23 protein-coding genes and 1 pseudogene are annotated in these 21,990 nt (G+C 63.7%); 16 read left to right on the plus strand and 8 right to left on the minus strand.

What is annotated here, in order from left to right; all coding sequences use genetic code 11:
* The first annotated feature begins 10 nt into the window (after nucleotides 1-10).
* The 7 genes from BMX67_RS15510 to BMX67_RS15540 are packed head-to-tail and all read left to right on the plus strand — an operon-like array spanning nucleotide 11 to nucleotide 7,727.
* A complete protein-coding gene (locus BMX67_RS15510; protein WP_090736962.1) occupies nucleotides 11-487 on the plus strand; it encodes a formate dehydrogenase subunit gamma in 477 nt (158 codons plus the stop codon).
* Entirely contained in the window at nucleotides 484-2,001 is a 1,518-nt protein-coding gene (locus tag BMX67_RS15515; protein ID WP_090736964.1) for a formate dehydrogenase beta subunit, read from the plus strand. The genes BMX67_RS15510 and BMX67_RS15515 overlap by 4 nt, the downstream gene beginning before the upstream one ends.
* Nucleotides 1,998-4,931: a formate dehydrogenase subunit alpha gene (fdhF, locus tag BMX67_RS15520; RefSeq protein WP_090736966.1), complete on the plus strand. Its 2,934-nt coding sequence runs from the start codon at nucleotides 1,998-2,000 to the stop codon at nucleotides 4,929-4,931. The genes BMX67_RS15515 and fdhF overlap by 4 nt, the downstream gene beginning before the upstream one ends.
* A 1-nt stretch (nucleotide 4,932) precedes the next feature.
* Entirely contained in the window at nucleotides 4,933-5,757 is an 825-nt protein-coding gene (fdhD, locus tag BMX67_RS15525) for a formate dehydrogenase accessory sulfurtransferase FdhD (RefSeq protein ID WP_090736968.1), read from the plus strand.
* Complete coding sequence (locus tag BMX67_RS15530) at nucleotides 5,747-5,947, plus strand: formate dehydrogenase subunit delta (RefSeq protein ID WP_090736970.1); 201 nt, start codon at nucleotides 5,747-5,749, stop codon at nucleotides 5,945-5,947. Before fdhD ends, BMX67_RS15530 begins: the two co-directional genes overlap by 11 nt.
* Before the next feature lie 56 nt (nucleotides 5,948-6,003).
* Nucleotides 6,004-6,939 carry a diacylglycerol/lipid kinase family protein gene (locus BMX67_RS15535; protein ID WP_090736972.1) on the plus strand — a complete coding sequence of 312 codons (936 nt, stop codon included), beginning with the start codon at nucleotides 6,004-6,006 and terminating at the stop codon, nucleotides 6,937-6,939.
* Nucleotides 6,936-7,727, plus strand: coding sequence for a metallophosphoesterase family protein (locus tag BMX67_RS15540; protein ID WP_090736976.1), 792 nt, complete (start codon nucleotides 6,936-6,938; stop codon nucleotides 7,725-7,727). Before BMX67_RS15535 ends, BMX67_RS15540 begins: the two co-directional genes overlap by 4 nt.
* Here BMX67_RS15540 and modC read toward each other — a convergent pair.
* From modC to modA, 3 genes are read right to left on the minus strand one after another with little or no spacing between them, the layout of a single operon-like run.
* Nucleotides 7,724-8,806 carry a molybdenum ABC transporter ATP-binding protein gene (modC, locus tag BMX67_RS15545; protein ID WP_090737019.1) on the minus strand — a complete coding sequence of 361 codons (1,083 nt, stop codon included), beginning with the start codon at nucleotides 8,804-8,806 and terminating at the stop codon, nucleotides 7,724-7,726. The genes BMX67_RS15540 and modC overlap by 4 nt on opposite strands.
* Nucleotides 8,803-9,495 carry a molybdate ABC transporter permease subunit gene (gene modB / locus BMX67_RS15550; protein WP_090736978.1) on the minus strand — a complete coding sequence of 231 codons (693 nt, stop codon included), beginning with the start codon at nucleotides 9,493-9,495 and terminating at the stop codon, nucleotides 8,803-8,805. Before modB ends, modC begins: the two co-directional genes overlap by 4 nt.
* A gap of 3 nt (nucleotides 9,496-9,498) precedes the next feature.
* Entirely contained in the window at nucleotides 9,499-10,248 is a 750-nt protein-coding gene (gene modA, locus BMX67_RS15555; RefSeq protein ID WP_090736980.1) for a molybdate ABC transporter substrate-binding protein, read from the minus strand.
* A 288-nt stretch (nucleotides 10,249-10,536) separates the two neighbouring features.
* Between modA and rpsA the strand changes: the two genes are divergently transcribed.
* From rpsA to BMX67_RS15590, 7 genes are all read left to right on the plus strand, one after another.
* Nucleotides 10,537-12,213: a 30S ribosomal protein S1 gene (gene rpsA / locus BMX67_RS15560; RefSeq protein ID WP_090736982.1), complete on the plus strand. Its 1,677-nt coding sequence runs from the start codon at nucleotides 10,537-10,539 to the stop codon at nucleotides 12,211-12,213.
* 232 nt (nucleotides 12,214-12,445) lie between these two features.
* Nucleotides 12,446-12,730, plus strand: a complete 285-nt coding sequence (gene ihfB, locus BMX67_RS15565) for an integration host factor subunit beta (RefSeq protein ID WP_090736984.1) — start codon at nucleotides 12,446-12,448, stop codon at nucleotides 12,728-12,730.
* A gap of 64 nt (nucleotides 12,731-12,794) precedes the next feature.
* Complete coding sequence (locus BMX67_RS15570) at nucleotides 12,795-13,199, plus strand: LapA family protein (protein ID WP_090736985.1); 405 nt, start codon at nucleotides 12,795-12,797, stop codon at nucleotides 13,197-13,199.
* A gap of 5 nt (nucleotides 13,200-13,204) precedes the next feature.
* Nucleotides 13,205-13,837, plus strand: coding sequence for a phosphoribosylanthranilate isomerase (locus tag BMX67_RS15575; RefSeq protein WP_090736987.1), 633 nt, complete (start codon nucleotides 13,205-13,207; stop codon nucleotides 13,835-13,837).
* A complete protein-coding gene (locus tag BMX67_RS15580) occupies nucleotides 13,834-14,280 on the plus strand; it encodes a GNAT family N-acetyltransferase (RefSeq protein WP_090736989.1) in 447 nt (148 codons plus the stop codon). Before BMX67_RS15575 ends, BMX67_RS15580 begins: the two co-directional genes overlap by 4 nt.
* A gap of 47 nt (nucleotides 14,281-14,327) precedes the next feature.
* Nucleotides 14,328-15,554, plus strand: coding sequence for a tryptophan synthase subunit beta (gene trpB, locus BMX67_RS15585; RefSeq protein WP_090736991.1), 1,227 nt, complete (start codon nucleotides 14,328-14,330; stop codon nucleotides 15,552-15,554).
* Nucleotides 15,555-15,646: 92 nt separating this feature from the next.
* Entirely contained in the window at nucleotides 15,647-16,453 is an 807-nt protein-coding gene (locus BMX67_RS15590; protein WP_090736993.1) for a hypothetical protein, read from the plus strand.
* A 65-nt stretch (nucleotides 16,454-16,518) separates the two neighbouring features.
* Here BMX67_RS15590 and BMX67_RS15595 read toward each other — a convergent pair whose 3' ends face one another.
* From BMX67_RS15595 to pth, 4 genes are read right to left on the minus strand one after another with little or no spacing between them, the layout of a single operon-like run.
* The gene (locus tag BMX67_RS15595) at nucleotides 16,519-17,115 is read right to left on the minus strand and encodes a DUF4893 domain-containing protein (RefSeq protein WP_175479937.1); all 597 of its coding nucleotides are present in this window, start codon (nucleotides 17,113-17,115) and stop codon (nucleotides 16,519-16,521) included.
* Nucleotides 17,087-17,461 (minus strand): DUF2237 family protein, encoded by a 375-nt coding sequence (locus BMX67_RS15600; protein ID WP_090736997.1) that lies wholly within the window; start codon nucleotides 17,459-17,461, stop codon nucleotides 17,087-17,089. The genes BMX67_RS15595 and BMX67_RS15600 overlap by 29 nt, the downstream gene beginning before the upstream one ends.
* A 60-nt stretch (nucleotides 17,462-17,521) precedes the next feature.
* The gene (locus tag BMX67_RS15605; protein WP_090736999.1) at nucleotides 17,522-18,538 is read right to left on the minus strand and encodes a DUF2332 domain-containing protein; all 1,017 of its coding nucleotides are present in this window, start codon (nucleotides 18,536-18,538) and stop codon (nucleotides 17,522-17,524) included.
* The gene (gene pth / locus BMX67_RS15610; RefSeq protein WP_090737001.1) at nucleotides 18,535-19,242 is read right to left on the minus strand and encodes an aminoacyl-tRNA hydrolase; all 708 of its coding nucleotides are present in this window, start codon (nucleotides 19,240-19,242) and stop codon (nucleotides 18,535-18,537) included. Before pth ends, BMX67_RS15605 begins: the two co-directional genes overlap by 4 nt.
* 154 nt (nucleotides 19,243-19,396) lie before the next feature.
* On the opposite strand from pth, the gene BMX67_RS15615 reads away from it, so the two are divergent.
* On the plus strand, nucleotides 19,397-20,029 hold the full coding sequence (locus tag BMX67_RS15615; RefSeq protein WP_090737003.1) for an ATP-dependent Clp protease proteolytic subunit: 633 nt from the start codon (nucleotides 19,397-19,399) through the stop codon (nucleotides 20,027-20,029).
* 162 nt (nucleotides 20,030-20,191) lie between these two features.
* Nucleotides 20,192-21,454 (plus strand): ATP-dependent Clp protease ATP-binding subunit ClpX, encoded by a 1,263-nt coding sequence (clpX, locus tag BMX67_RS15620; RefSeq protein ID WP_090737006.1) that lies wholly within the window; start codon nucleotides 20,192-20,194, stop codon nucleotides 21,452-21,454.
* Between the two features lie 154 nt (nucleotides 21,455-21,608).
* On the opposite strand, the pseudogene BMX67_RS15625 reads toward clpX, so the two are convergent.
* A pseudogene (locus BMX67_RS15625) lies at nucleotides 21,609-21,990 on the minus strand (transposase); the annotation flags it as partial.

Genomic DNA, 21,990 nt, shown 5'->3' on the forward strand with positions numbered 1-21,990 from the left:
AAGGCCAGCCATGCATCCCAATGCGCCAGCGCCGACCACCGAGGATATTCGCGCCATCGCCGCGCCGCTTGCCTCGTTGGAAGGACCACTTCTGCCGATGTTACATGCCGTGCAAGAGGCGTATGGCCATGTCCCCGAGGCGGCCGTTCCGGTCCTGTCGGATATTCTGAACCTTGGCCGGGCCGAGGTGCATGGCGTCATCAGCTTTTACCACGATTTCCGTAAGGCCCCGGCTGGAAAGCATATTCTGAAGATCTGCCGGGCAGAGGCCTGTCAGGCGATGGGCGGCAACCGGCTGGCGCAGGCGACGCTGGACAAGCTGGGCATCGACTGGCACGGCACCACGCCCAACGGCGCGGTTACGGTCGAGCCGGTCTATTGCCTTGGCATGTGCGCCTGTGCGCCCGCCGCGATGCTGGATGACAAGGTCGTCGCGCGGCTGGATGATGCGCGGATGGACAGGCTGCTGAAAGAGGCGGGCGCATGAAGATTTGGGTTCCCATGGACAGCGCCGCCAAGGCCGTCGGCGCCGATGAGGTCGCGCGCAGCATCGCCGAAACCGCCGCCTCACGCGGAATTGACGTCCAGATCATCCGCAATGGCAGTCGCGGCATGATCTGGCTGGAACCGCTGGTCGAGGTCGAAACCGATCAGGGTCGCGTGGGTTTCGGGCCGGTTTCGGTCGAGGATGTGCCCGCGCTGCTGGCGGGCACGCTGTCGGGGCTTGGCCCGGTCGAGCAGATCCCGTTCTTCGCCCGCCAGACCCGGCTGACCTTTGCCCGCTGCGGGGTGATCGACCCGTTGGATCTGGATGATTATCAGGCGCATGGCGGTCTCGCCGGTCTGCGCCGCGCCATCGCCATGCCGCGCGAGGATATTGTCACCGAAGTGACCGACAGCGGCCTTCGCGGTCGCGGCGGCGCGGGCTTTCCGACCGGCATCAAGTGGAAGACGGTGATGCAGGCCGAGGCCGACCAAAAATACATCGTCTGCAACGCCGATGAAGGCGACAGCGGCACCTTTGCCGACCGCATGATCATGGAGGGCGACCCCTTCACCCTGATCGAGGGCATGGCCATCGCCGGGATCGGCGTCGGCGCGACCAAGGGCTATGTCTATCTGCGCAGCGAATATCCCGATGCGATCAGGGTGATGAATGCCGCCGTCGCCATCACCCGCGACAGGGGAGTGCTGGGGCCACGGGTTCTGGGCTCGGACCATGCGTTCGACATGGAAATCCGCATGGGCGCGGGCGCCTATGTCTGCGGCGAAGAAACCAGCCTGCTGAACAGCCTGGAAGGCAAGCGCGGCGTCGTGCGGGCCAAGCCGCCGCTGCCGGCGCTGGAAGGGTTTCTGGGCAAGCCCACGGTCGTCAACAATGTCATCTCGCTGGCGACGGTGCCGGTGATCTTTGAAAAGGGCGCAGCCCATTACGCCGATTTCGGGGTCAACCGTTCGCGCGGGACGGCGACCTTGCAGATCGCGGGCAATGTCAAACAGGGCGGCCTGTTCGAATGCGCCTTTGGCATTACCCTGGGCGAGGTCGTGAACGACATCGCAGGCGGCACGGCCAGCGGGCGTCCGGTCAAGGCGGTGCAGGTCGGCGGACCCCTGGGCGCCTATATGCCGGTCCAGAAATTCGATACGCCGATGGGATACGAGGAATTCGACCAGAAGGGCGGGCTGATCGGCCATGCCGGGATGGTGGTCTTTGACGACAGCGCCGACATGCTGCAGATGGCGCGTTTCGCGATGGAGTTCTGCGCCGTCGAAAGCTGTGGCAAATGCACCCCCTGCCGGATCGGCGCGGTGCGCGGCGTCGAGACCATCGACCGTATCGCCGCGGGCGATGCCGCCGCCACCGAATTGCTGACCGACCTGTGCGAGACGATGAAGGACGGCTCGCTTTGCGCGCTTGGCGGGTTCACGCCTTTCCCGGTCATGTCCGCGTTGCAGGGCTTTCCAGACGACTTTGCGACCCAGAAGGAGGCCGCCGAATGAAAGATTTCATCATTCCGCAATTTCCGCCGGGCGATGATCGCGACATGGGCACGCCCGCAAAAACGGGCGCCCCGGTCACGCTGACCGTCGATGGGTTTCCGGTGACGGTCCCCGAGGGAACCTCGGTCATGCGGGCGGCGGCCGAGGCCGGGATTATGGTCCCGAAACTGTGCGCCAGCGACAATCTTGAGGCGTTCGGATCCTGCCGTCTGTGCGTGGTCGAAATCGAAGGCCGTCGCGGCACGCCCGCCAGCTGCACCACGCCGGTCGCAGAGGGCATGGTCGTCCACACCCAGACCAGCAAGATCAAGCGCCTGCGCAAGGGCGTGATGGAGCTGTATATCAGCGATCACCCGCTGGACTGCCTGACCTGTGCGGCCAATGGCGATTGCGAATTGCAGGATGCGGCGGGGCAGGTGGGGCTGCGCGATGTGCGCTATACCCCCGGCGACAATCATTTCGACCCGTCGGGCACCGGCGCGCGCAGCCAGTCCGAGGCGCGTTTGCGGATGCCCGTCGATCATGCCAATCCGCGCTATGTTCCCAAGGATGAAAGCAATCCCTATTTCACCTTCGATCCGTCGAAATGCATCGTCTGCTCGCGCTGCGTGCGGGCCTGCGAAGAGGTGCAGGGCACCTTCGCGCTGACCATCGAGGGGCGCGGTTTCGACAGCAAGGTCAGCGCGGGCACAGCCGCCGATGACTTCCTGACCTCGGATTGTGTCAGCTGCGGGGCCTGCGTGCAGGCCTGCCCGACGGCGACCCTGCAGGAAAAATCGGTGATCGAACTGGGCACGCCGGAACGATCCGTCATCACCACCTGCGCCTATTGCGGGGTCGGCTGTTCCTTCAAGGCCGAACTGAATGGCGATCAGCTGGTGCGCATGGTGCCTTACAAGCATGGCAAGGCGAACCGGGGCCACAGCTGCGTCAAGGGTCGCTTTGCCTATGGCTATGCCAATCACAAGGATCGCATCCTGAAGCCGATGATCCGCGAAAACATCGCGGATCCCTGGCGCGAGGTCGAATGGGACGAGGCGCTGAAATTCGCCGCCGACCGGATGAAGGGCCTGCAGGACAAGCATGGCCGCCGCTCGATCGGGGTGATCACATCAAGCCGCTGCACCAATGAGGAAACCTATCTGGTGCAGAAACTGGCGCGCGGCGTCTTTCTGAACAACAACACAGATACCTGCGCGCGGGTCTGCCATTCGCCCACCGGTTACGGGCTGGGCAAGACCTTTGGCACCTCGGCCGGGACGCAGGATTTCGACAGTGTCGAAAAGACCGACGTTGTTGTCATCATCGGCGCGAACCCGACCGACGGGCACCCGGTCTTTGCCAGCCGCCTGAAAAAACGCCTGCGTCAGGGTGCCAAGCTGATCGTCGTCGATCCGCGCCGCACCGATATCGTGCGCAGCGCTCATGTCGAGGCGGCCCATCACCTGCCGCTGCGTCCGGGCACCAATGTCGCCGTCGTCACCGCCATGGCCCATGTCATCGTGACCGAGGGTCTGATGGACGAGGCCTATATCCGCGAACGCTGTGACTGGGACGAGTTTCAGCATTACGCCGAATTCGTCAGCCAGGACCGCCACAGCCCAGAGGCGGTCGAGGCGCTGACGCAGGTGCCCGCCAAGGACCTGCGCGAGGCCGCGCGGCTTTACGCGACCGGGGGCAATGGCGCGATCTATTACGGGCTGGGCGTGACCGAACACAGCCAGGGCTCGACCACGGTGATGGGCATTGCGAACCTGGCCATGCTGACCGGCAATGTCGGGCGCGAGGGCGTGGGCGTGAACCCGCTGCGCGGCCAGAACAATGTGCAGGGGTCCTGCGACATGGGGTCGTTCCCGCATGAGCTGCCGGGCTATCGCCATGTGAAGCTGCCCGATGTGCGCGCGATCTTTGAAAAGGCCTGGGGCGTGGAAATCGACCCGGAACCGGGCCTGCGCATCCCCAACATGCTGGACGCCGCCGTCGAGGGCACGTTCAAGGGCCTGTATTGCCAGGGCGAGGATATCCTGCAATCGGACCCCGACACCCATCATGTCGCCGCCGGTCTGAAGGCGATGGAATGCGTCATCGTCCATGACCTGTTCCTGAACGAGACCGCGAATTACGCCCATGTCTTTCTGCCCGGATCGTCCTTCCTGGAAAAGGAGGGCACATTCACCAATGCCGAACGCCGCATCAACCGCGTGCGCAAGGTGATGGCACCGCTGAACGGCTATGAGGATTGGGAGGTGACGCAGCTTCTGGCCAATGCGATGGGCGCAAGCTGGCACTATACCCATGCCAGCCAGATCATGGATGAAATCGCCGCAACCACGCCCAGCTTTTCGGGCGTCAGCTTTGACATGCTTGAGGAAAAGGGCAGCGTGCAGTGGCCCTGCAACGAGGATGCGCCCGACGGCACGCCGACCATGCATGTCGATCACTTCGTGTCCGGCAAGGGGCATTTCATCGTCACCGAATATCTGGCGACCGATGAACGCACCGGCCCGCGTTTCCCGCTGTTGCTGACGACCGGGCGGATCCTGTCGCAGTATAATGTGGGCGCGCAGACCCGCCGCACCGAAAACGTGATCTGGCACCCCGAGGACATTCTGGAAATCCACCCCCATGACGCCGAACAACGCGGCGTGAACGAGGGGGACTGGGTGCGCCTTGCCAGCCGATCGGGTGAAACGACGCTGCGCGCGACCCTGACCGACCGCGTGGCTCCGGGTGTGGTCTATACCACTTTCCACCACCCGGCGACGCAGGCTAACGTGGTCACCACGGATTTCTCGGACTGGGCGACGAATTGCCCGGAATACAAGGTGACGGCAGTGCAGATCAGCCCCTCGAACGGGCCATCGGATTGGCAGGAAGACTATGCCCAGCAGGCGGAGATGGCGCGCCGGATCCTGCCTGCGGCGGAATAGCATGGACCTGCCCGATCCGCTGACCAAGGCGCAGGCGCTGCATGTGCGTGCGGGCAGCCGCACGCCCGTGCAGCGCATCATCCCCGAGGAAACGCCCGTCGCCATGGTCTATGACGGCACCACCCATGCCGTGATGATGGCGACCCCGGCCGATATTCGGGAATTCGCGCTGGGGTTCTCGTTGACCGAAGGGATCGTCGAACATCCCGGCCAGATCGCGTCCTGCGATGTGATCGCCCATGATCGCGGCGTCGAGGCGCGGATCTGGCTGGCCGAGGACCGGGCCGAGGCTTTGGCCGCCCGTCGCCGCACGCTTGCCGGGCCGGTGGGCTGTGGTCTGTGCGGCATCGACAGTCTGGATCAGGCGGTGCGTCCGCTGCCCGACCTGTCGGGCGCGGGGCCGGTGCTGGACGCCGCGCAGATTGCCGCCGCCACCGACAGCCTGCGCGACTGGCAGCCCCTGCATGACCAAAGCCGTGCGGTTCACGCGGCGGGTTTCCTGATGCCCGGCCGGGGTGTTGTTCTGGCCCGCGAGGATGTGGGCCGTCACAACGCGCTGGACAAGCTGATAGGCGCCATGGCGCTGGCGGGGATCGATACGGGGCAGGGTGCCTTTGTGCTGACCAGTCGCGTTTCGGTCGAGATGGTCCAGAAATGCGCGCTGGCGGGCGGGGCGGTGCTGATCGCGGTTTCGGCCCCCACGGCCCATGCGCTGCGACTGGCCGAGGGCGCGGGCGTGACCCTTGCCGCCTTTGCGCGGGGCGAAGGGTTCGACCTGTTCACCCACCCATATCGACTGACAGATGAGGTTTCCGATGTCGCCTGAGAAGATGGTCATGATGGCGAACCAGATCGCCTCGTTCTTCAAGACCCAGCCGGGGAACGCCGACGAGCGTATCGCCGACCATCTGCGCGACTTCTGGGAGCCGCGGATGCGCAGCCAGTTGCAGGATTATGTCGCGGCGGGCGGCGCGGGGCTTGACCCGTCGGTTCAACAGGCCGCGCGACTTTTGTGAAACCGGGCCGGGGTCGGGCGGGTTGAGGCGCGAAACCCAAAGCCGGACCCCGCCTGATGGACAGTTTTGCCCCTTTCGACCTTTCGCAGCATCGCGTCTGCGTCATCATGAATCCGGGATCGGGGGATAAGGACCCCGATGCCTTTGACCGCCGGGTCGAGGATGCGTTGCGGCCTGTCGCCGCCCGGTTTCGCCTGCGCCGTCTGGGCCGGGGGGACGACATCGCGCAGGCGACCCGTGATGCGCTGGCCGAAGGCTATGACGTGATCGGGGCGGCGGGCGGCGACGGCACGCTGTCGGCGGTTGCGGGCGTTCTTGCGGGCAGCGATGCGATCATGGCGCTGCTGCCGGGCGGAACCTTCAACTATTTCGCCCGCGATCTGGGCGTGGGCGAGGATCTGGATGCTGCCCTGCGGACCCTGACCGATGCGCGTGTCGCGCGGATCGATGTCGGGCAGATCAACGATCTGGTATTTCTGAACAATATCTCGCTTGGGGCCTATCCGCATATCCTGAAGACCCGCGAAAGCATCTATCGCCGTTGGGGCCGGTCGCGGATCGCGGCCTATTGGTCGGTGCTGGTGGCGCTGCGGCGTCTGCGCCGCCCGATGCATCTGACGGCCCATTTCGAAGGGCAGGATCGCGATTTCACCACCGCGTTGCTGTTCGCCGCGCGCAGCGCCTATCAGCTGGAATGTTTCGGGCTGGATGGGGCCAGGGCCGTGCGGCAGGGAAAATTCGCGGTGCTGATCGCCAAGGCAAGGCAGCCGCTGCCGCTGCTGCGTTCGGCCCTGCGGCTGGCTTTCGGGTTTTCGGCCAAGGACAGCGATTTCGACCTGATCGAGGCCGACAGCCTGACGATCACCACGCGCAAGCACCAACTGGTCGCGCATGACGGTGAAAAGACCGTCATGGACAGTCCGTTCCGGCTGCGCGTGCTGCGCGGCGGCTTGAAGGTCCTGCTGCCCGCGGCGCAGCAGGGGCGACAATGACGCGGATCGTGCATCTGTCCGACCTGCATTTCGGTTATCACCGGCAGGGACTGGTGGGGCCGCTGCTGGATGTCGTGAACCGGGCGCAGGCCGATCTGGTGGTGGTGACCGGCGATCTGACCCACCGCGGACGCCCCGGCCAGTTCCGTCAGGCGCGCGACTTCCTGTCGCGCATCAATGCGCCCGTGATCTCGACCCCCGGCAATCACGATGTGCCACTGTATAATGTGCCGATCCGGTTTCTGACGCCCTGGACCGGGTATCGTCAGGCCATCGACAGCGAGCTGGCCCCGGTGCGGCAGGTGGGGCGGGTCCGCGTGCAGGCGGTCAACAGCGTCGATCCGTTTTCCTGGCAGAAGGGGGTGATCCGCGAAGGGCAGATCGGGCGGGTCATCGGCGGGCTGGATCCGCTGTCGATGAACATCGTCGCCCTGCATCATCCGTTGCAGCAACTGCCGCAGGTCGACAAGGATCTGGCGCGACGTGCGCCGCAAGCCCTGCGCCGGTTCGAGGATGCGGGCGCACAGATCGTTCTGTCGGGCCATCTGCATCTGTGGGCGGTGCAGGATCTGTTGACGATGGGGCATCCCGGCATTTTGCAGATACAGGCGGGGACCGCGCTGTGCGCGCGCCCGACGGATTTGCAGAACGAAGTGTCGGTGTTGCAGGTCGCGGGCGATGACTTGCTGATCGAGCGTCATATTTGCCCGATGCCGGAACTGCGCTTTCAGGCGCCGCAGATATTGCGCTTCACCCGCACGGGCGGGCGGTGGCAGCAGATGGGTTAGCCTGCCCCGCCGATATTGGCGGCCGTGACCGACACGGCCTTCAGGATCGCGTGAACCTGCAATCCCGGCCGCAGCGCCAATGCCGCAGCCGAGCGTGCCGTGACCCGCGCCAGCAGTCCTTGGCCGCCAGTGTCCAGTTGCACCAGAACCCCATCCTGATCCTCGTGCAGTTCCACGATCCGGGCCGGCAGCACGTTCAGCGCCGATATCCCCTGTGGCGGTGTCAGCGACAGCATCACGTCATGCGCCATGATCCGCAGGCGCATCGTCCTGCCCGTTTCCGCCGCGACGCGGGGCACCCAGATCGGCCCCGTCGCGCAATCCAGCCGCGATAGCCCATCGGCATCCTGCGCGCTGAGCCGCGCGGTCAGGATCGCCCCCATCTGCCGCGATCCCAGCAGCGGCGCGTGTCGGGGATCGCACAGGATCTCGCCCGCCGGTCCCGCCGCCGCGACGCGCCCGTTGTCGATCAGCACGATGGTGGTGGCCAGACGCGCGACCTCGGGCAGGGCGTGGCTGACATACAGGATCGGCAAGCCGATCTGATCGCGCAGCCGCTCCAGATAGGGCATGATCTCGTCCTTGCGGGCCTGGTCCAGCGCGGCCAGCGGTTCATCCATCACCAGAAGGCGCGGGTTCGACAGGATTGCCCTGCCAATCGCGACGCGGCTTTTTTCGCCCCCGGACAGGGCGGCGGGGCGGCGGTGCAGAAGATGTTCGATCCCCAGCATCTGGATGATCTGCCGGGGCGGGGGACCGGATCGGCGCGACAGCCTGCGCCCGTACAGCAGGTTCGCGCGGACATTCAGATGCGGAAACAGCCGGGCCTCTTGAAAGACATAGCCGATGCCGCGTCGATGCGGCGGCAGGTTCACGCCCGTTTCACTGTCAATCAGCGTGGTGCCATCGACGCTGATCCGCGCGTGATCGGGGCGCATCAGCCCGGCGATGGTACTGACCACGGTGGTCTTGCCCGCCCCCGACTTACCGAACAGCGCGGTCACCCCCGCCGGGGCCTGAAACCGGGCGTCCAGTTCGAAATCCGGCAGCCGGTGGCGGATCGCGACGTCCAGCATCATGCCCCCGCCACGCGCCGCGCGATCGCCCGCGACAGCCATTCCGACAGGATCAGCGCACCCATCGCGACGGCGACAGCAATCAGCACCAGCCGCGCGGCCTGCGGCTCGGCCCCCGGAACCTGCAGGAAGGCATAGATGGCCGAGGGCAGGGTCTGGGTCTGGCCGGGGATGTTCGAAACGAAGGTGATGGTAGCGCCGAACTCGCCCATGGCCTTGGCAAAGGCCAGTACCATGCCCGCAAGGATGCCCGGCAGGATCAGCGGCAGGGTCACGGTCAGAAACACCCGCAGACGCGGCGCACCAAGCGTGGCGGCGGCCTGTTCCAGTTTCGGGTCCACGGCCTCGATCGACAGGCGGATCGCGCGCACCATCAGCGGAAAGCACATGATCGCGGCGGCCAGCGCCGCGCCGGTCCAGCGAAAGGCGAAAACGAGGCCTAACTGTTCCAGAAAGGCGCCGACCGGCCCCTGCGTGCCGAATGCCAGCAACAGCAGATAGCCGGTGACGACCGGTGGCAGGACCAGCGGCAGATGCACCAGCCCGTTCAACAGCCCATGTCCGGGAAACCGCCAGCGGGCCAGCGCATAGGCCGTCAGGATGCCAAGGGGCAGGCTGGCCAGCATCGCCACGGCCGATACTTTCAGCGACAGGATCACCGCCTGCCAGGCCGCTGGATCAAGTCCCCACATCGCCTAGTCCAGCGGAACGAAACCCGCAGCCGCAAACCTGCCGCGGGCATCGTCCTGAAACAGCGCCTCATAGAAGGCGCGATCCGCGGGTGCCGCGTCGGACATCAGCGCGACGGGATAGGTGATCGGCGGATGGCTTTTTGCGGGAAACCGGGCGGCGATGCTGACAGCGGGTTCGGCTGCCGCATCGGTTGCGTAGACGATGCCATAGGGCGCAGCGCCGGTCGCCACCAATGCCAGCGCGGCGCGGACATTGTCGGCCTGTGCGACATGCGGCGCCAGTTCGTCCCAAAGACCCAGATGTTCCAGCGCGGTCTTGCCATATTGTCCGGCGGGCACGGCCTCAACCAGGCCCATCGCCAGCTTGCCCCCGTCCAGCCGCGCCAACAGATCGGTCTGCCCCAGCGGCACCGATGCATCCTGCTGGTGGGCGATCAGCACCAGTGTGTTGCCCAGCAGGTCGCGGCGGCTGTCAGGCGCGATGCGGCCCGCGTCCTCTACCTGATCCATCCATTCCGGATTGGCGGATATGAACAGGCCCGCCGGCGCACCGGCCATGATCTGACGCGCCAGCTGGCCCGACCCGGCATAGGATATCGTGACGCGATCGCCGCTTTGCCGGCTGTAATCCGCGGCGATCCGGTCCAGCGCCGTTCGCAGCGAGGCCGCGGCAAAGACCAGAACGTCATCGGCCAGTGCGGGGGCCGGGCCAAGGGCCAGGGTCGCCGCAAGCAGGCGGGCAAGAAGGCGCATGGATGTTCCCCGTCGCAGAAATCGCCCCATATCAGCCCTTCGGCGCGCCAGGTTCAAGCGTTATTTCCGTTCGGACATATCGGAGCGGGCTTTCACTTTCTCGTTGAGTTTCGCCCCGCACGGGCTTATATCGGCCCCAGTCAATCGGGCGACATGGCCATAACAGGCCGCTTTTGAAACGGGTCGGGCATCTTGCCACGACCTTTTGTCGTTCCAGAAGGGCACCATACAGACCGGCGGAGCCAACCGTCAGGCCAGTCAAACAGACGTAAAGGAAACTGAACATACATGTGCGCTAAAGCGACCATGGAGGAATTCGAGGCCCTCCTGAATGAAAGCCTCGACATTGACACGCCCAACGAAGGCAGCGTTGTCAAAGGCCGTGTGATCGCCATCGAGGCAGGTCAGGCCATCATCGACGTCGGCTACAAGATGGAAGGCCGCGTCGATCTGAAAGAATTCGCAAATCCCGGTGAAGACGCCCAGCTGGCCGTCGGCGACGAAGTCGAGGTCTATCTGGACCGCGTCGAGAACGCCCGCGGCGAAGCCAGCATCTCGCGCGAGAAAGCCCGCCGCGAAGAAGCCTGGGATCGCCTGGAAAAAGCCTATGCCGATGAAGAGCGCGTCGAAGGCGCCATCTTCGGCCGCGTCAAAGGCGGCTTCACCGTCGATCTGGGCGGCGCTGTTGCGTTCCTGCCCGGTTCGCAGGTTGACGTGCGCCCCGTGCGCGACGCCGGCCCGCTGATGGGTCTGAAGCAGCCGTTCCAGATCCTGAAAATGGACCGCCGCCGTGGCAACATCGTTGTCTCGCGCCGCGCCATCCTGGAAGAAAGCCGCGCCGAACAGCGCGCCGAGGTCATCGCCAACCTGTCGGAAGGCCAGACCGTCAAGGGCGTCGTCAAGAACATCACCGAATACGGCGCCTTCGTCGATCTGGGCGGTGTTGACGGCCTGCTGCACGTCACCGACATGGCATGGCGTCGCGTGAACCACCCGTCCGAGATCCTGTCGATCGGCGAGACGGTCGAGGTTCAGGTCATCAAGATCAACAAGGACAGCCACCGCATCAGCCTGGGCATGAAGCAGCTTCAGGCCGATCCGTGGGATACCGTCGCATCGAAATTCCCGATCGGTTCGGTCCATCAGGGCCGCGTCACGAACATCACCGATTACGGTGCGTTCGTCGAACTGGAAGCCGGTGTCGAAGGTCTGGTCCACGTTTCGGAAATGAGCTGGACCAAGAAGAACGTCCATCCGGGCAAGATCGTGTCCACCTCGCAAGAGGTTGAGGTCATGGTCCTGGAAATCGACGAATCCAAGCGCCGCGTGTCGCTGGGTCTGAAGCAGACCATGCGCAACCCGTGGGAAGTCTTTGCCGAAACCCACCCGTCGGGCACCGTCATCGAAGGCGAAGTCAAGAACATCACCGAATTCGGTCTGTTCGTCGGCCTCGAAGGCGATATCGACGGCATGGTCCATCTGTCGGACATCAGCTGGGACACCCGCGGCGAAGACGCGATCCAGGACTTCCGCAAGGGTGACGTCGTCAAGGCCGTCGTTCAGGACGTGGATGTCGAGAAAGAGCGTATCTCGCTGTCGATCAAGGCCCTGGAAAACGAGCACATGGCCGAAGCCGTTGACGGCGTGAAGCGTGGCTCGGTCGTGACCGTCGAAGTCACCGCCATCGAGGACGGCGGCGTCGAGGTGGAATATAACGGCGTCAAGTCGTTCATCCGCCGTTCGGATCTGGCCCGCGACCGTCAGGACCAGCGCCCCGAGCGTTTCCAGGTCGGCGACAAGGTCGATGCGCGCGTCACCAATATCGACACCAAGACCCGCCGTCTGGGCCTGTCGATCAAGGCACGCGAGATCGCCGAAGAAAAAGACGCCATCGAACAGTATGGCAGCTCGGATTCGGGCGCGTCGCTGGGTGACATCCTGGGTGCCGCTCTGAACCGCAACTAAGTCGATCGACTTGGTCCGAATACGGCCCTGTCCCCGCCAGATCGGGGGCAGGGCCTTTTCACATGCGGCTGCCACCAGATTGCGCAGCGCCCGCAACCAAGGGCTGAGTCGCGCGGCAGAAGGCTTGCGCGATGGCCTTAAAGCTGGCATCCCTATGAAACCAAAACGTTGTTTCTGCGTTGCCGTTCAAATCCGACGCGGCACGACATGAAGCACTCACAGGGGAGAGGCGATGATCCGGTCCGAACTGATTCATCTGATCGCGGAAGAGAACCCTCACCTGTTCCGACGCGATGTCGAGCGTATCGTGAACACGGTTTTCGAAGAGATCATTGATGCCATGGCCCGGGGCGACCGGGTCGAGCTGCGCGGTTTCGGCGCATTTTCCGTCAAGAAACGTGACGCGCGCACCGGACGAAATCCGCGTACCGGTGAATCGGTCGATGTCGATGAAAAGCACGTCCCCTTCTTCAAGACCGGGAAACTGCTGCGCGACCGGTTGAACGGCAACGCCTGATCGCCTTACAAGGGTCGAAACGCGCCGCTTGCGGCGCGGCGTCGTGTCAGCAAGGGGATACCGGATGCGCTTTATTCGAATGGTTTTTGTGGTGGCTCTGGCGCTGATCCTGATCGGTATCGCATTGGCCAATCGGCAATCCGTGACGCTCAGCCTGTTTCCTGCCGATGCAGGCGCCTTCATTGGCGGCCGCTGGTCGGTAGAACTGCCGCTGTTCCTGGTGATTTTCCTTGCGGTCGCGTTCGGCATGCTGGCTGGTCTGATCTGGGAATACCTTCGTGAAGCGCAGTACCGCCGCGAGGCGCGCAGCCATCGCGCTCAGGCCGCCAAGCTGGAAGGCGAGGTCGGCCAATTGCGTCGTCAGCACGCCAATCCGCGCGACGAGGTTCTGGCCATCGTGGACGCACCCAAGGGAAAGCCCGCGGGCGCGACCCCGGTCGCCGGCACCTCGCTGCCCGTCACACGCTGATCTCGATGGCACAGGTCAAGATCTGCGGGCTGAAAACGCCGCAGGATATCGCCGCAGCGGTCGGGGCGGGCGCACAATATACCGGCTTCGTATTCTTCCCAAAATCGCCGCGTGCCGTCAGCGTGGATCAGGCCCGCGATCTGGCGGGCCATGTGCCAACCGGGGTGATGCGCGTGGGGTTGTTCGTCGACCCGGATGACGCGCTTCTGGATCAAACGCTCGCGACCGTCCCACTGGACATGATTCAGCTGCATGGCAAGGAAACGCCGGACCGTGTGGCGCAGGTAAAGACGCGTTTCGGGCTGCCGGTCATGAAGGCGATGGGCATTGCCAGTTCCGCCGATCTGGATCAGATCTGGGATTACGGTCTGACGGCGGATATGCTTCTGGTTGATGCCAAGCCGCCACGCGACGCCGAACTGCCCGGCGGAAACGGCCTTGCCTTCGACTGGCGCCTACTGGTCGGCCGCCGCTTTCTCAAGCCTTGGCTTCTGGCCGGCGGCCTCAACCCCGACAACGTGGCTCAGGCCATTCGCCTGACCGGCGCACCGGGCGTCGATGTCAGCTCGGGCGTCGAATCGGCCCCTGGGACCAAGGATCCCGATCTCATCCGCGCCTTCGTCCGGGCCGCGGCATGACCCTGCGGTTCCGCGCCGCCACTCGCGCCGATATCGCCGCGGTCGTCGCGCTTCTGGCCGATGACATGCTGGGCGCCGGTCGCGAAACCGGCACAGCCGATCACTATCTCGCGGCCTTTGACGCCATGCAGCAGGAAGGCAACAATCACCTGATCGTGGCGGAACAGGACGGAGACATTATCGGCTGCTACCAGATCTCCTTTATCGCGGGGCTGTCGTTGTCAGGTGCACGCCGTGCCCAGATCGAGGGGGTGCGCGTCCATGGCGACCATCGCGGCCAAGGGATCGGCGAGGCGCTGATCCGCGATGCCGAAGCCCGTGCCCGCGATCATGGGTGCACGCTGATGCAGTTCACCACCAACAAAAGCCGCGGCGACGCGCATCGTTTCTATAACCGCTTGGGCTTCACCCCCAGCCATATCGGCTATAAGAAGCCCCTCTAGGCTTCTTCTTTGTCCTAAATACCCATTCCAACCGTGAAGGCGAAACCATGGCCGATGATCTGGTGAACAGCTTCCGCAACGGCCCCGACGAACAGGGTCGGTTCGGCATCTATGGCGGGCGCTTTGTCAGCGAAACCCTGATGCCCCTGATCCTGGATCTTCAGGCGGAATACGAAAAGGCCAAGACCGATCCCGGATTCTGGGCCGAGATGGACGATCTGTGGAAACATTATGTCGGCCGTCCCAGCGCGCTTTATTCGGCCGAGCGTCTGACCGAACATCTTGGGGGCGCCAAGATCTATCTCAAGCGCGATGAGCTGAATCACACCGGCAGCCACAAGATCAACAATGTGCTGGGGCAGATCCTGCTGGCCCGGCGCATGGGCAAGTCGCGCATCATCGCCGAGACCGGCGCAGGTCAGCACGGCGTGGCGACGGCCACGGTTTGTGCGCGTTTCGGCCTGAAATGCGTGGTCTATATGGGGGCCCATGACGTCGAAAGACAGGCCCCGAACGTGTTCCGCATGCGCCTGCTGGGTGCCGAGGTGGTGCCCGTGACCAGCGGTCGCGGCACGCTGAAGGACGCGATGAACGATGCGCTGCGCGACTGGGTGACCAATGTCCGCGACACGTTCTACTGCATCGGGACGGTGGCCGGTCCGCATCCCTATCCCGCCATGGTGCGCGATTTCCAATCGATCATCGGTCGCGAAACCCGCGAACAACTGCTGGAACGCGAAGGCCGTCTGCCCGATACGATCATCGCCGCGATCGGCGGTGGCTCGAACGCGATGGGCCTGTTCCACCCGTTCTTGGACGATCCATCAGTGCGCATCATCGGGGTCGAGGCCGGCGGCAAGGGCGTCGATGACCGGATGGAGCATTGCGCAAGCCTGTCGGGTGGTCGCGCGGGCGTTCTGCATGGCAACCGCACCTATCTGTTGCAGGATCAGGACGGCCAGATCCTGGAAGGCCACTCGATCAGCGCGGGTCTGGACTATCCGGGGATCGGGCCTGAACACGCCTGGCTGAAGGATCAGGGCCGCGCCGAATATGTCAGCATCACCGACAGCGAGGCGCTGGCGGCCTTCACGCTGTGCTGTCAGACCGAAGGCATCATCCCGGCGCTGGAACCGTCGCATGCGCTGGCCCATGTCGCCAAGATCGCGCCTGAACTGCCCAAGGACCACATCATCGTGATGAACATGTGCGGGCGGGGCGACAAGGATATCTTTACCGTCGCCAAACATCTGGGCTTTGATATCCAGACCTGAAAAGGGGCGAAATCCCGCTGATCGGGCCGCGCGGTGAAACCAGCCGCGCGGCCCGTTTGTTATGTCGCCAGATCCAATTCTGGAGATATGAAATGTTCAAGCAGACGCTGAAAAGCATCAATACGGGCGGCAAGCTTGCCGCGATCTCACTGCTGATGGGCGGCACGGCGCTGGCGCAGGCCACCGTGACCGAAACCCCGCAAGGTGCGGTGGTCGAGGCTGAAGGCGATGCCGTGATCGTGCCCGAATCCGGTCTGACGACGCAATCCTCGGTCGGTATCGTGGCCGAGGGCAGCTATCCCATTCTGGAACAATGGGAAAACGACGAAGCCGTGGCCGAAACCCTGATTTCGCAAGGGTTCAGCGACATCTATATCCTGCGCCAGGGGCCGTATATGACGGTGACCGCGCAGCGTGCCGGTCAGCCGATCGAACTGGTCTATAGCGTGGCGAATGGCAGCCTTGTTTCGGTGAATGGTGAAGAGCTGCGCCAGCCGGGCGAAGGAAGTTCCGCGAATGACAAGATGCCCGCGGCGACCGGCGGGGTCGCGGCAGACGATGGCATCACCGGTGACGATGCACCCGGCGACGGCGCGGCCGATGACGGTATGGCAGATGACGGCGCTTCTGGCGACGATATGTCGGATACGACCGATGATGGCATGTCGGATGACGACGGCATGACGGGGGATGAAGGCACGGCGGGCGAGACCGACGGCACCGAGGGCGCTGACAGCGACACGGATGGTGCCAGCGGTGATGCCGACAGCGGGTCGGACGGGTCGGACAGCGGCTCGGACGGCGGTGCTGAAGGCGACTCAGACGGTGGCTCGGATGGCGGGTCGGGCGGTGAGTCCGACGGCGGTTCCGAAGGTGGCGAATCCGACAGCAACAGCTGATCCACCACGGCTGCACTGCGACGCGACAATTAGGAAAAGGACCGGCTCAGCCGGTCCTTTTTTTGTCAGCGGGTCAGGTAAAGCAAATTCAGGTCCGATTCCAGATGCGGATCGGGGAACATGATCCGCGCCCGACTGGGCGAGATCACCTCGACCAGACCGACATCGGGAACCCGCTGCGGCGTGGCATGCGGGTCAACAAGGTCGGGCAGGTCGGCGTAATCGGGCGCGGTGTCGCCGGCGATATAGGCCGTTCCAAGATAGATCAGCCGGTCGCCATCCTGATGCAGGGTCCCCGTGCTGCGCTGGGATCCGGTCAGCTTGGTGAAGCGCGTTCCTGAAATGCGACACGAGAAGGTCTGATAGACCACAAGAGGCAGGTTCCCGCCTAGCTTCATCATCTGGCACGACCAGTCGCCGGAAAGCGCCTGCAACCCCTGCGGCGACGGAAGCGGAAGCCCCCGCATTGCGCCCGTCAGATCCGCGATGTCGGCTGGTTCGCCGCCGCTCAGCGCCTGATGTATGGCGTGGCCGAAGCTTGCATCGAAATGTGCGATCCGGTCGCGGTCATCCTCGCGGATCGGCAAGTCGGCCCAGACCGCCGCTGGCAGCGCGGCACAGATCGCGAACAGGCTATGTCTGAGGATCAGCGGCATGGGCATGAAGCAGATCCAGCGGAACGATGTCGAGGGCGCGGGCATGGGTCGCCTCCAACACGACGCGGGGGGCGGCGAATTCCTGTGCTGCTTGCAGGAATCGTGCCGCGCACAGGCACCAGCGATCGCCGGGTTTCAGCCCGTCAAAGCGGAATTCGGGGCGCGGGGTCGACAAGTCATTGCCCAGATATTTCGACATCGCCAGAAACTCGGACGTGACGATCACGCAGACCGTATGGCTGCCGCGATCTTCAGGGCCGGTATTGCAGCAGCCGTCACGGTAGAACCCGGTCAACGGGGTGGTCGAACAGGGCATCAGCGGCCCGCCCAGGACGTTCAGTGATGGCTCCATCTGCGCCTCCTTTGGGGTTCAGGCTAGCGGGGTTGGCGGCGCAGGCCAAGCGGCCTGCGATCACATTGCGCGGGGCTGCCAGTCGATCCAGCGACCGTGAAAATCCGCGCGGCCCAGTCGCCATTCGCGGAAAGCCCCGTCCCACAGGCGCAGATGCAGGCCCGCGCCGGGCGTTTCGCCATCTGCCTCCATTCCGAAATGGGCCAAGGGGCGGTCAGGCGTGGCCCGCGCCCCGGCGCTTTGCAACGCGGCCTCGCAAGCCTGCTGCGTGGGGTCGGGAAAATACTGCCAGGCAATCGTGTGATAGACGAAGGTCATCCCGTCATTCGGCTGCGCCAGCCGGTTCTGCAACCAGGCTGCGGCGTCCCCTTCATCGACATGCGGGGGATGCACCGCCGCAACCGTCAGTGCCGCGCGCAGGCGTGCCAGGCGGTCCGTCTGATCGGCCCAGCAATAGGCCAGCAGACGCAGCGGATCGGCAACCGCATCCATCGGGCGCAGGTCCACGCCCCGGCAATCTGCAACCGAAAACGGGTGGCGCGGCAGGTCGCCCTGCCATTCAGGGCGCAGAATCACGCCGCTGGTGTCGCTTTCGGGCAGCAGGTGATACCGGCCGAAATTCAGGTTCAACCCGGCAGATGCGCCCAGTTCCAGCGCGTGGAGGGGCAGGGGATGCAGGGCCGACAGGAACCGCGCGGCGGCGATAAGGGCTGCGGATCGTGCGACCTCGTTGGTTTGGGGCGGGCTGTCCAACCAGTGCAGGATGAAACCTTCATGCCCGCGCAGTGTATCCAGAATGGCCCGCGCATCGGCGCGACGGTCGCCATAGGCCGCAGCCAGGTCCGGTGCCTTGCCCGACAGCACCAGCGCGTGCAGCGCCCCACACAGCCGCAGCGGAACCGAATCCCTGCGCGAACTGGGATCGCCCGGCCATGTCAGGACCCGTGCGGCCACCGCGCCGTGATCGGGTCGCAGCTTGTCGGCGATCGTCTCGCAGATGGCCGCTGTCAGGTCCGAGCCCAATGCGCGGCAGGACTGTGCCTGATCGTGAAAGGCGGCGCGGACCAGATCGCTCATTTGAAGCGATCGCCAAGGGCGCGCAGCCGATCGGCAAAACTTTGCGGTTCGGGCGCGGGTTCGGGGACCGGCTTCGGCTTGGGTTGGGTCGGCTTCAGGTCGGGGGCGGGCTGATCGGGGCGGCCCTTGTTGCGCGCGGGTGCCGTGCGGTTGGCCACGGCATTTTGAAAACGACCGCCATCCCCGGCCGCCAGCGCCGCCGCCCCATCGGAAATGCCGCGCGTCAGGTCATCCAGCCAACCCTGTTCGGCCTTGGCGAAATCGGCCAGCACATATGCCGCCACGCGGTCCTTGTGACCGGGGTGCCCGATACCCAGTCGCACCCGGTGATATTCCGCGCCGATATGCTGATGGATCGAGCGCAGCCCGTTATGCCCCGCGTGACCGCCACCCTTCTTGACGCGACATTTCCCCGGCGCAAGGTCCAGTTCGTCATGCAGCACGATCACGTCATCGGGTGTCAGCTTCAGATAGCGCATCGCCTCGCCGACGGACTGGCCCGACAGGTTCATGAAAGTCTGCGGCTTCAGCAGCGCCACGCGCGTCTCGCCCAGCCTGCCTTCATTGATCAGCCCTTGAAAACGCGACTTCCAGGGGCCAAATCCGTGATCATCGGCAAGGCGATCAAGGGCCATGAAGCCGATATTGTGACGGTTGGCTGCGTATTTTGGCCCCGGATTTCCCAGTCCGACGATCAGTTTCATGCGCGCCCCTTGGTCCGTTCAATCAATCGAATTTCGTTCCATCCCTTGCGGCTGTCCTTGCCCGTTACTAAGACTCTGTCAACCTTTCGCGGCTACGACAGGGTCATACGGCCCGGAGAATCGCGGGGACAGGGATAACAGGCAAGGACATAAGATGAGCGATCCGGCAGAATTCTACATGAACACCCTCGTTCCCATGGTGGTCGAACAGACCTCGCGCGGGGAACGTGCCTATGACATCTTTTCGCGCCTGCTGAAGGAACGGATCATTTTCGTGTCGGGGCCGGTCCATGACGGCATGTCGACCCTGATCTGTGCGCAGTTGTTGTTTCTCGAGGCGGAAAACCCGTCCAAGGATATCAGCATGTATATCAACAGCCCCGGCGGGGTCGTGACCTCTGGCCTGTCGATCTACGACACGATGCAGTATATCCGGCCCAAGGTCTCCACTCTGGTGGTGGGGCAGGCGGCCTCGATGGGTTCGCTGCTGCTGGCCGCGGGTGAGCCGGGCCTGCGTTATTCGCTGCCCAACAGCCGCGTGATGGTGCATCAGCCGTCGGGCGGATATCAGGGACAGGCGACCGACATCCTGATCCATGCCCGCGAAACCGAAAAGCTGAAGCGCCGGTTGAACGAAATTTACGTAAAACACACCGGAAAAACCCTTTCCGAGGTTGAAGAGGCACTGGAACGCGACCGTTTCATGTCGCCCGAAGAGGCCAAAGACTGGGGTCTGATCGACGAAGTGGTGGCCCCGCGCGGCAAAGCCGAGGCTGACAAGAAATAGCACGGTTTGGGATTGTGACGGAGTTGCGTCACCCCTAACATGGGCGAACGTGTTTTCGGCGCGGGGCAAAGCTCCTTCGCCGAAAGGGATTTACGGCGATGCGGGGAAAGTCCCGCATCCGTCGGCGGTGCGGCCGCACCGTTCGAGTGAAGGAAATGGGCGATGGCGAACCAGTCCGGCGACAGCAAGAACACGCTCTATTGCAGCTTTTGCGGCAAGAGCCAGCACGAGGTCCGCAAGCTGATTGCAGGACCGACCGTGTTCATCTGCGATGAATGCGTCGAACTGTGCATGGACATCATCCGCGAGGAAACGAAATCCACCGGCCTGAAATCGGGGGAGGGCGTGCCCACCCCGAAAGAGATCTGCCAGGTTCTGGATGATTACGTGATCGGACAGGAACATGCCAAGCGGGTTCTGTCGGTGGCCGTGCACAACCACTACAAACGCCTGAATCACGCGTCCAAATCGGATATCGAGCTTGCGAAGTCGAATATTCTGCTGATTGGCCCGACGGGCTGCGGCAAGACATTGCTGGCGCAGACGCTGGCGCGCATTCTGGATGTGCCCTTCACGATGGCCGATGCGACCACGCTGACCGAGGCAGGTTATGTCGGCGAGGATGTCGAGAACATCATCCTCAAGCTGCTGCAAGCCAGCGAATACAATGTCGAACGTGCGCAGCGCGGCATCGTCTATATCGACGAGGTCGACAAGATCACGCGCAAGTCCGACAACCCCTCGATCACCCGCGACGTGTCGGGCGAGGGGGTTCAGCAGGCCCTGTTGAAGATCATGGAAGGCACCGTGGCCAGCGTCCCGCCGCAGGGCGGCCGCAAGCACCCGCAGCAGGAATTCCTGCAGGTCGATACCACGAACATCCTGTTTATCTGCGGTGGCGCCTTTGCCGGTCTGGACCGGATCATCGCGCAGCGCAACAAGGGCACCTCGATGGGCTTTGGTGCCGAGGTGAAGGAAAACGATGACCGCGGTGTTGGCGAGTTGTTCAAGGAACTGGAGCCCGAGGATCTGCTGAAATTCGGTCTTATTCCGGAATTCGTCGGACGACTGCCGGTGATCGCAACCCTGACCGATCTGGACGAGGAAGCCCTGATCATCATCCTGACCAAGCCGAAGAATGCCTTGGTCAAGCAATATCAGCGCCTGTTCGACCTCGAGGGTGTTCAGCTGACCTTCACCGATGACGCGCTGACGGCGATTGCAAAACGCGCCATCGACCGCAAGACCGGTGCGCGCGGGCTGCGCTCGATCATGGAAGATATCCTTCTGGATACCATGTTCGAATTGCCGGGCATGGAAAGTGTCGAGGAAGTCGTGGTCAACGAGGACGCCGTCGACAACGCATCGGCCAAGCCGCTTCTGATCCATGCCGATCAGAAGAAGGAAAGCGCCTCTGCAGGCTGAAAGCCAGGGGGCTTCAGTTCACGTAGGAACGGCTTTGCCGGGTGATACAACCTGCCAGACGGTTGGTATGAAAGAAATGTCCTGTAACGCATTGCGCGACAGGACATTTCTACAATGTGGCGTGTTTGAAAAAGCGCTGCTCTAGTGTCAGGATTCATAACCAATAGATTACGGTCGCGGCGAGGGCGATGGCCGATAGGAAGACTACGGGGCATCGGTCATGGCGGGTCGCCAATCCTTGAGCCTGCCGAACATGATCTCGATACGATTTTTCCGCTTGTAGCGACGCTTGTCGTACTTGATCGGCGTCTTGCGTTGCTTCCGACCGGGTATGCAGGCATGTATGCCTTTGTCTTTAAACGCTTTTTTGAACCAGCCGGCGTCATGGCCGCGATCTCCGAGCAGCCATTTGACGTTTGGCAGGCTACCGAGAAGCGCCCGCGCGCCGGTATGGTCGCTCACCTGTCCAGCGGTGATGAACAAATCGAGCGGTCGTCCCTGGCTGTCGCAGATGGCATGAAGCTTGGTGTTCATGC

Source organism: Paracoccus homiensis (genome assembly GCF_900111675.1).
GTDB classification, from domain to species: Bacteria; Pseudomonadota; Alphaproteobacteria; order Rhodobacterales; family Rhodobacteraceae; genus Paracoccus; species Paracoccus homiensis.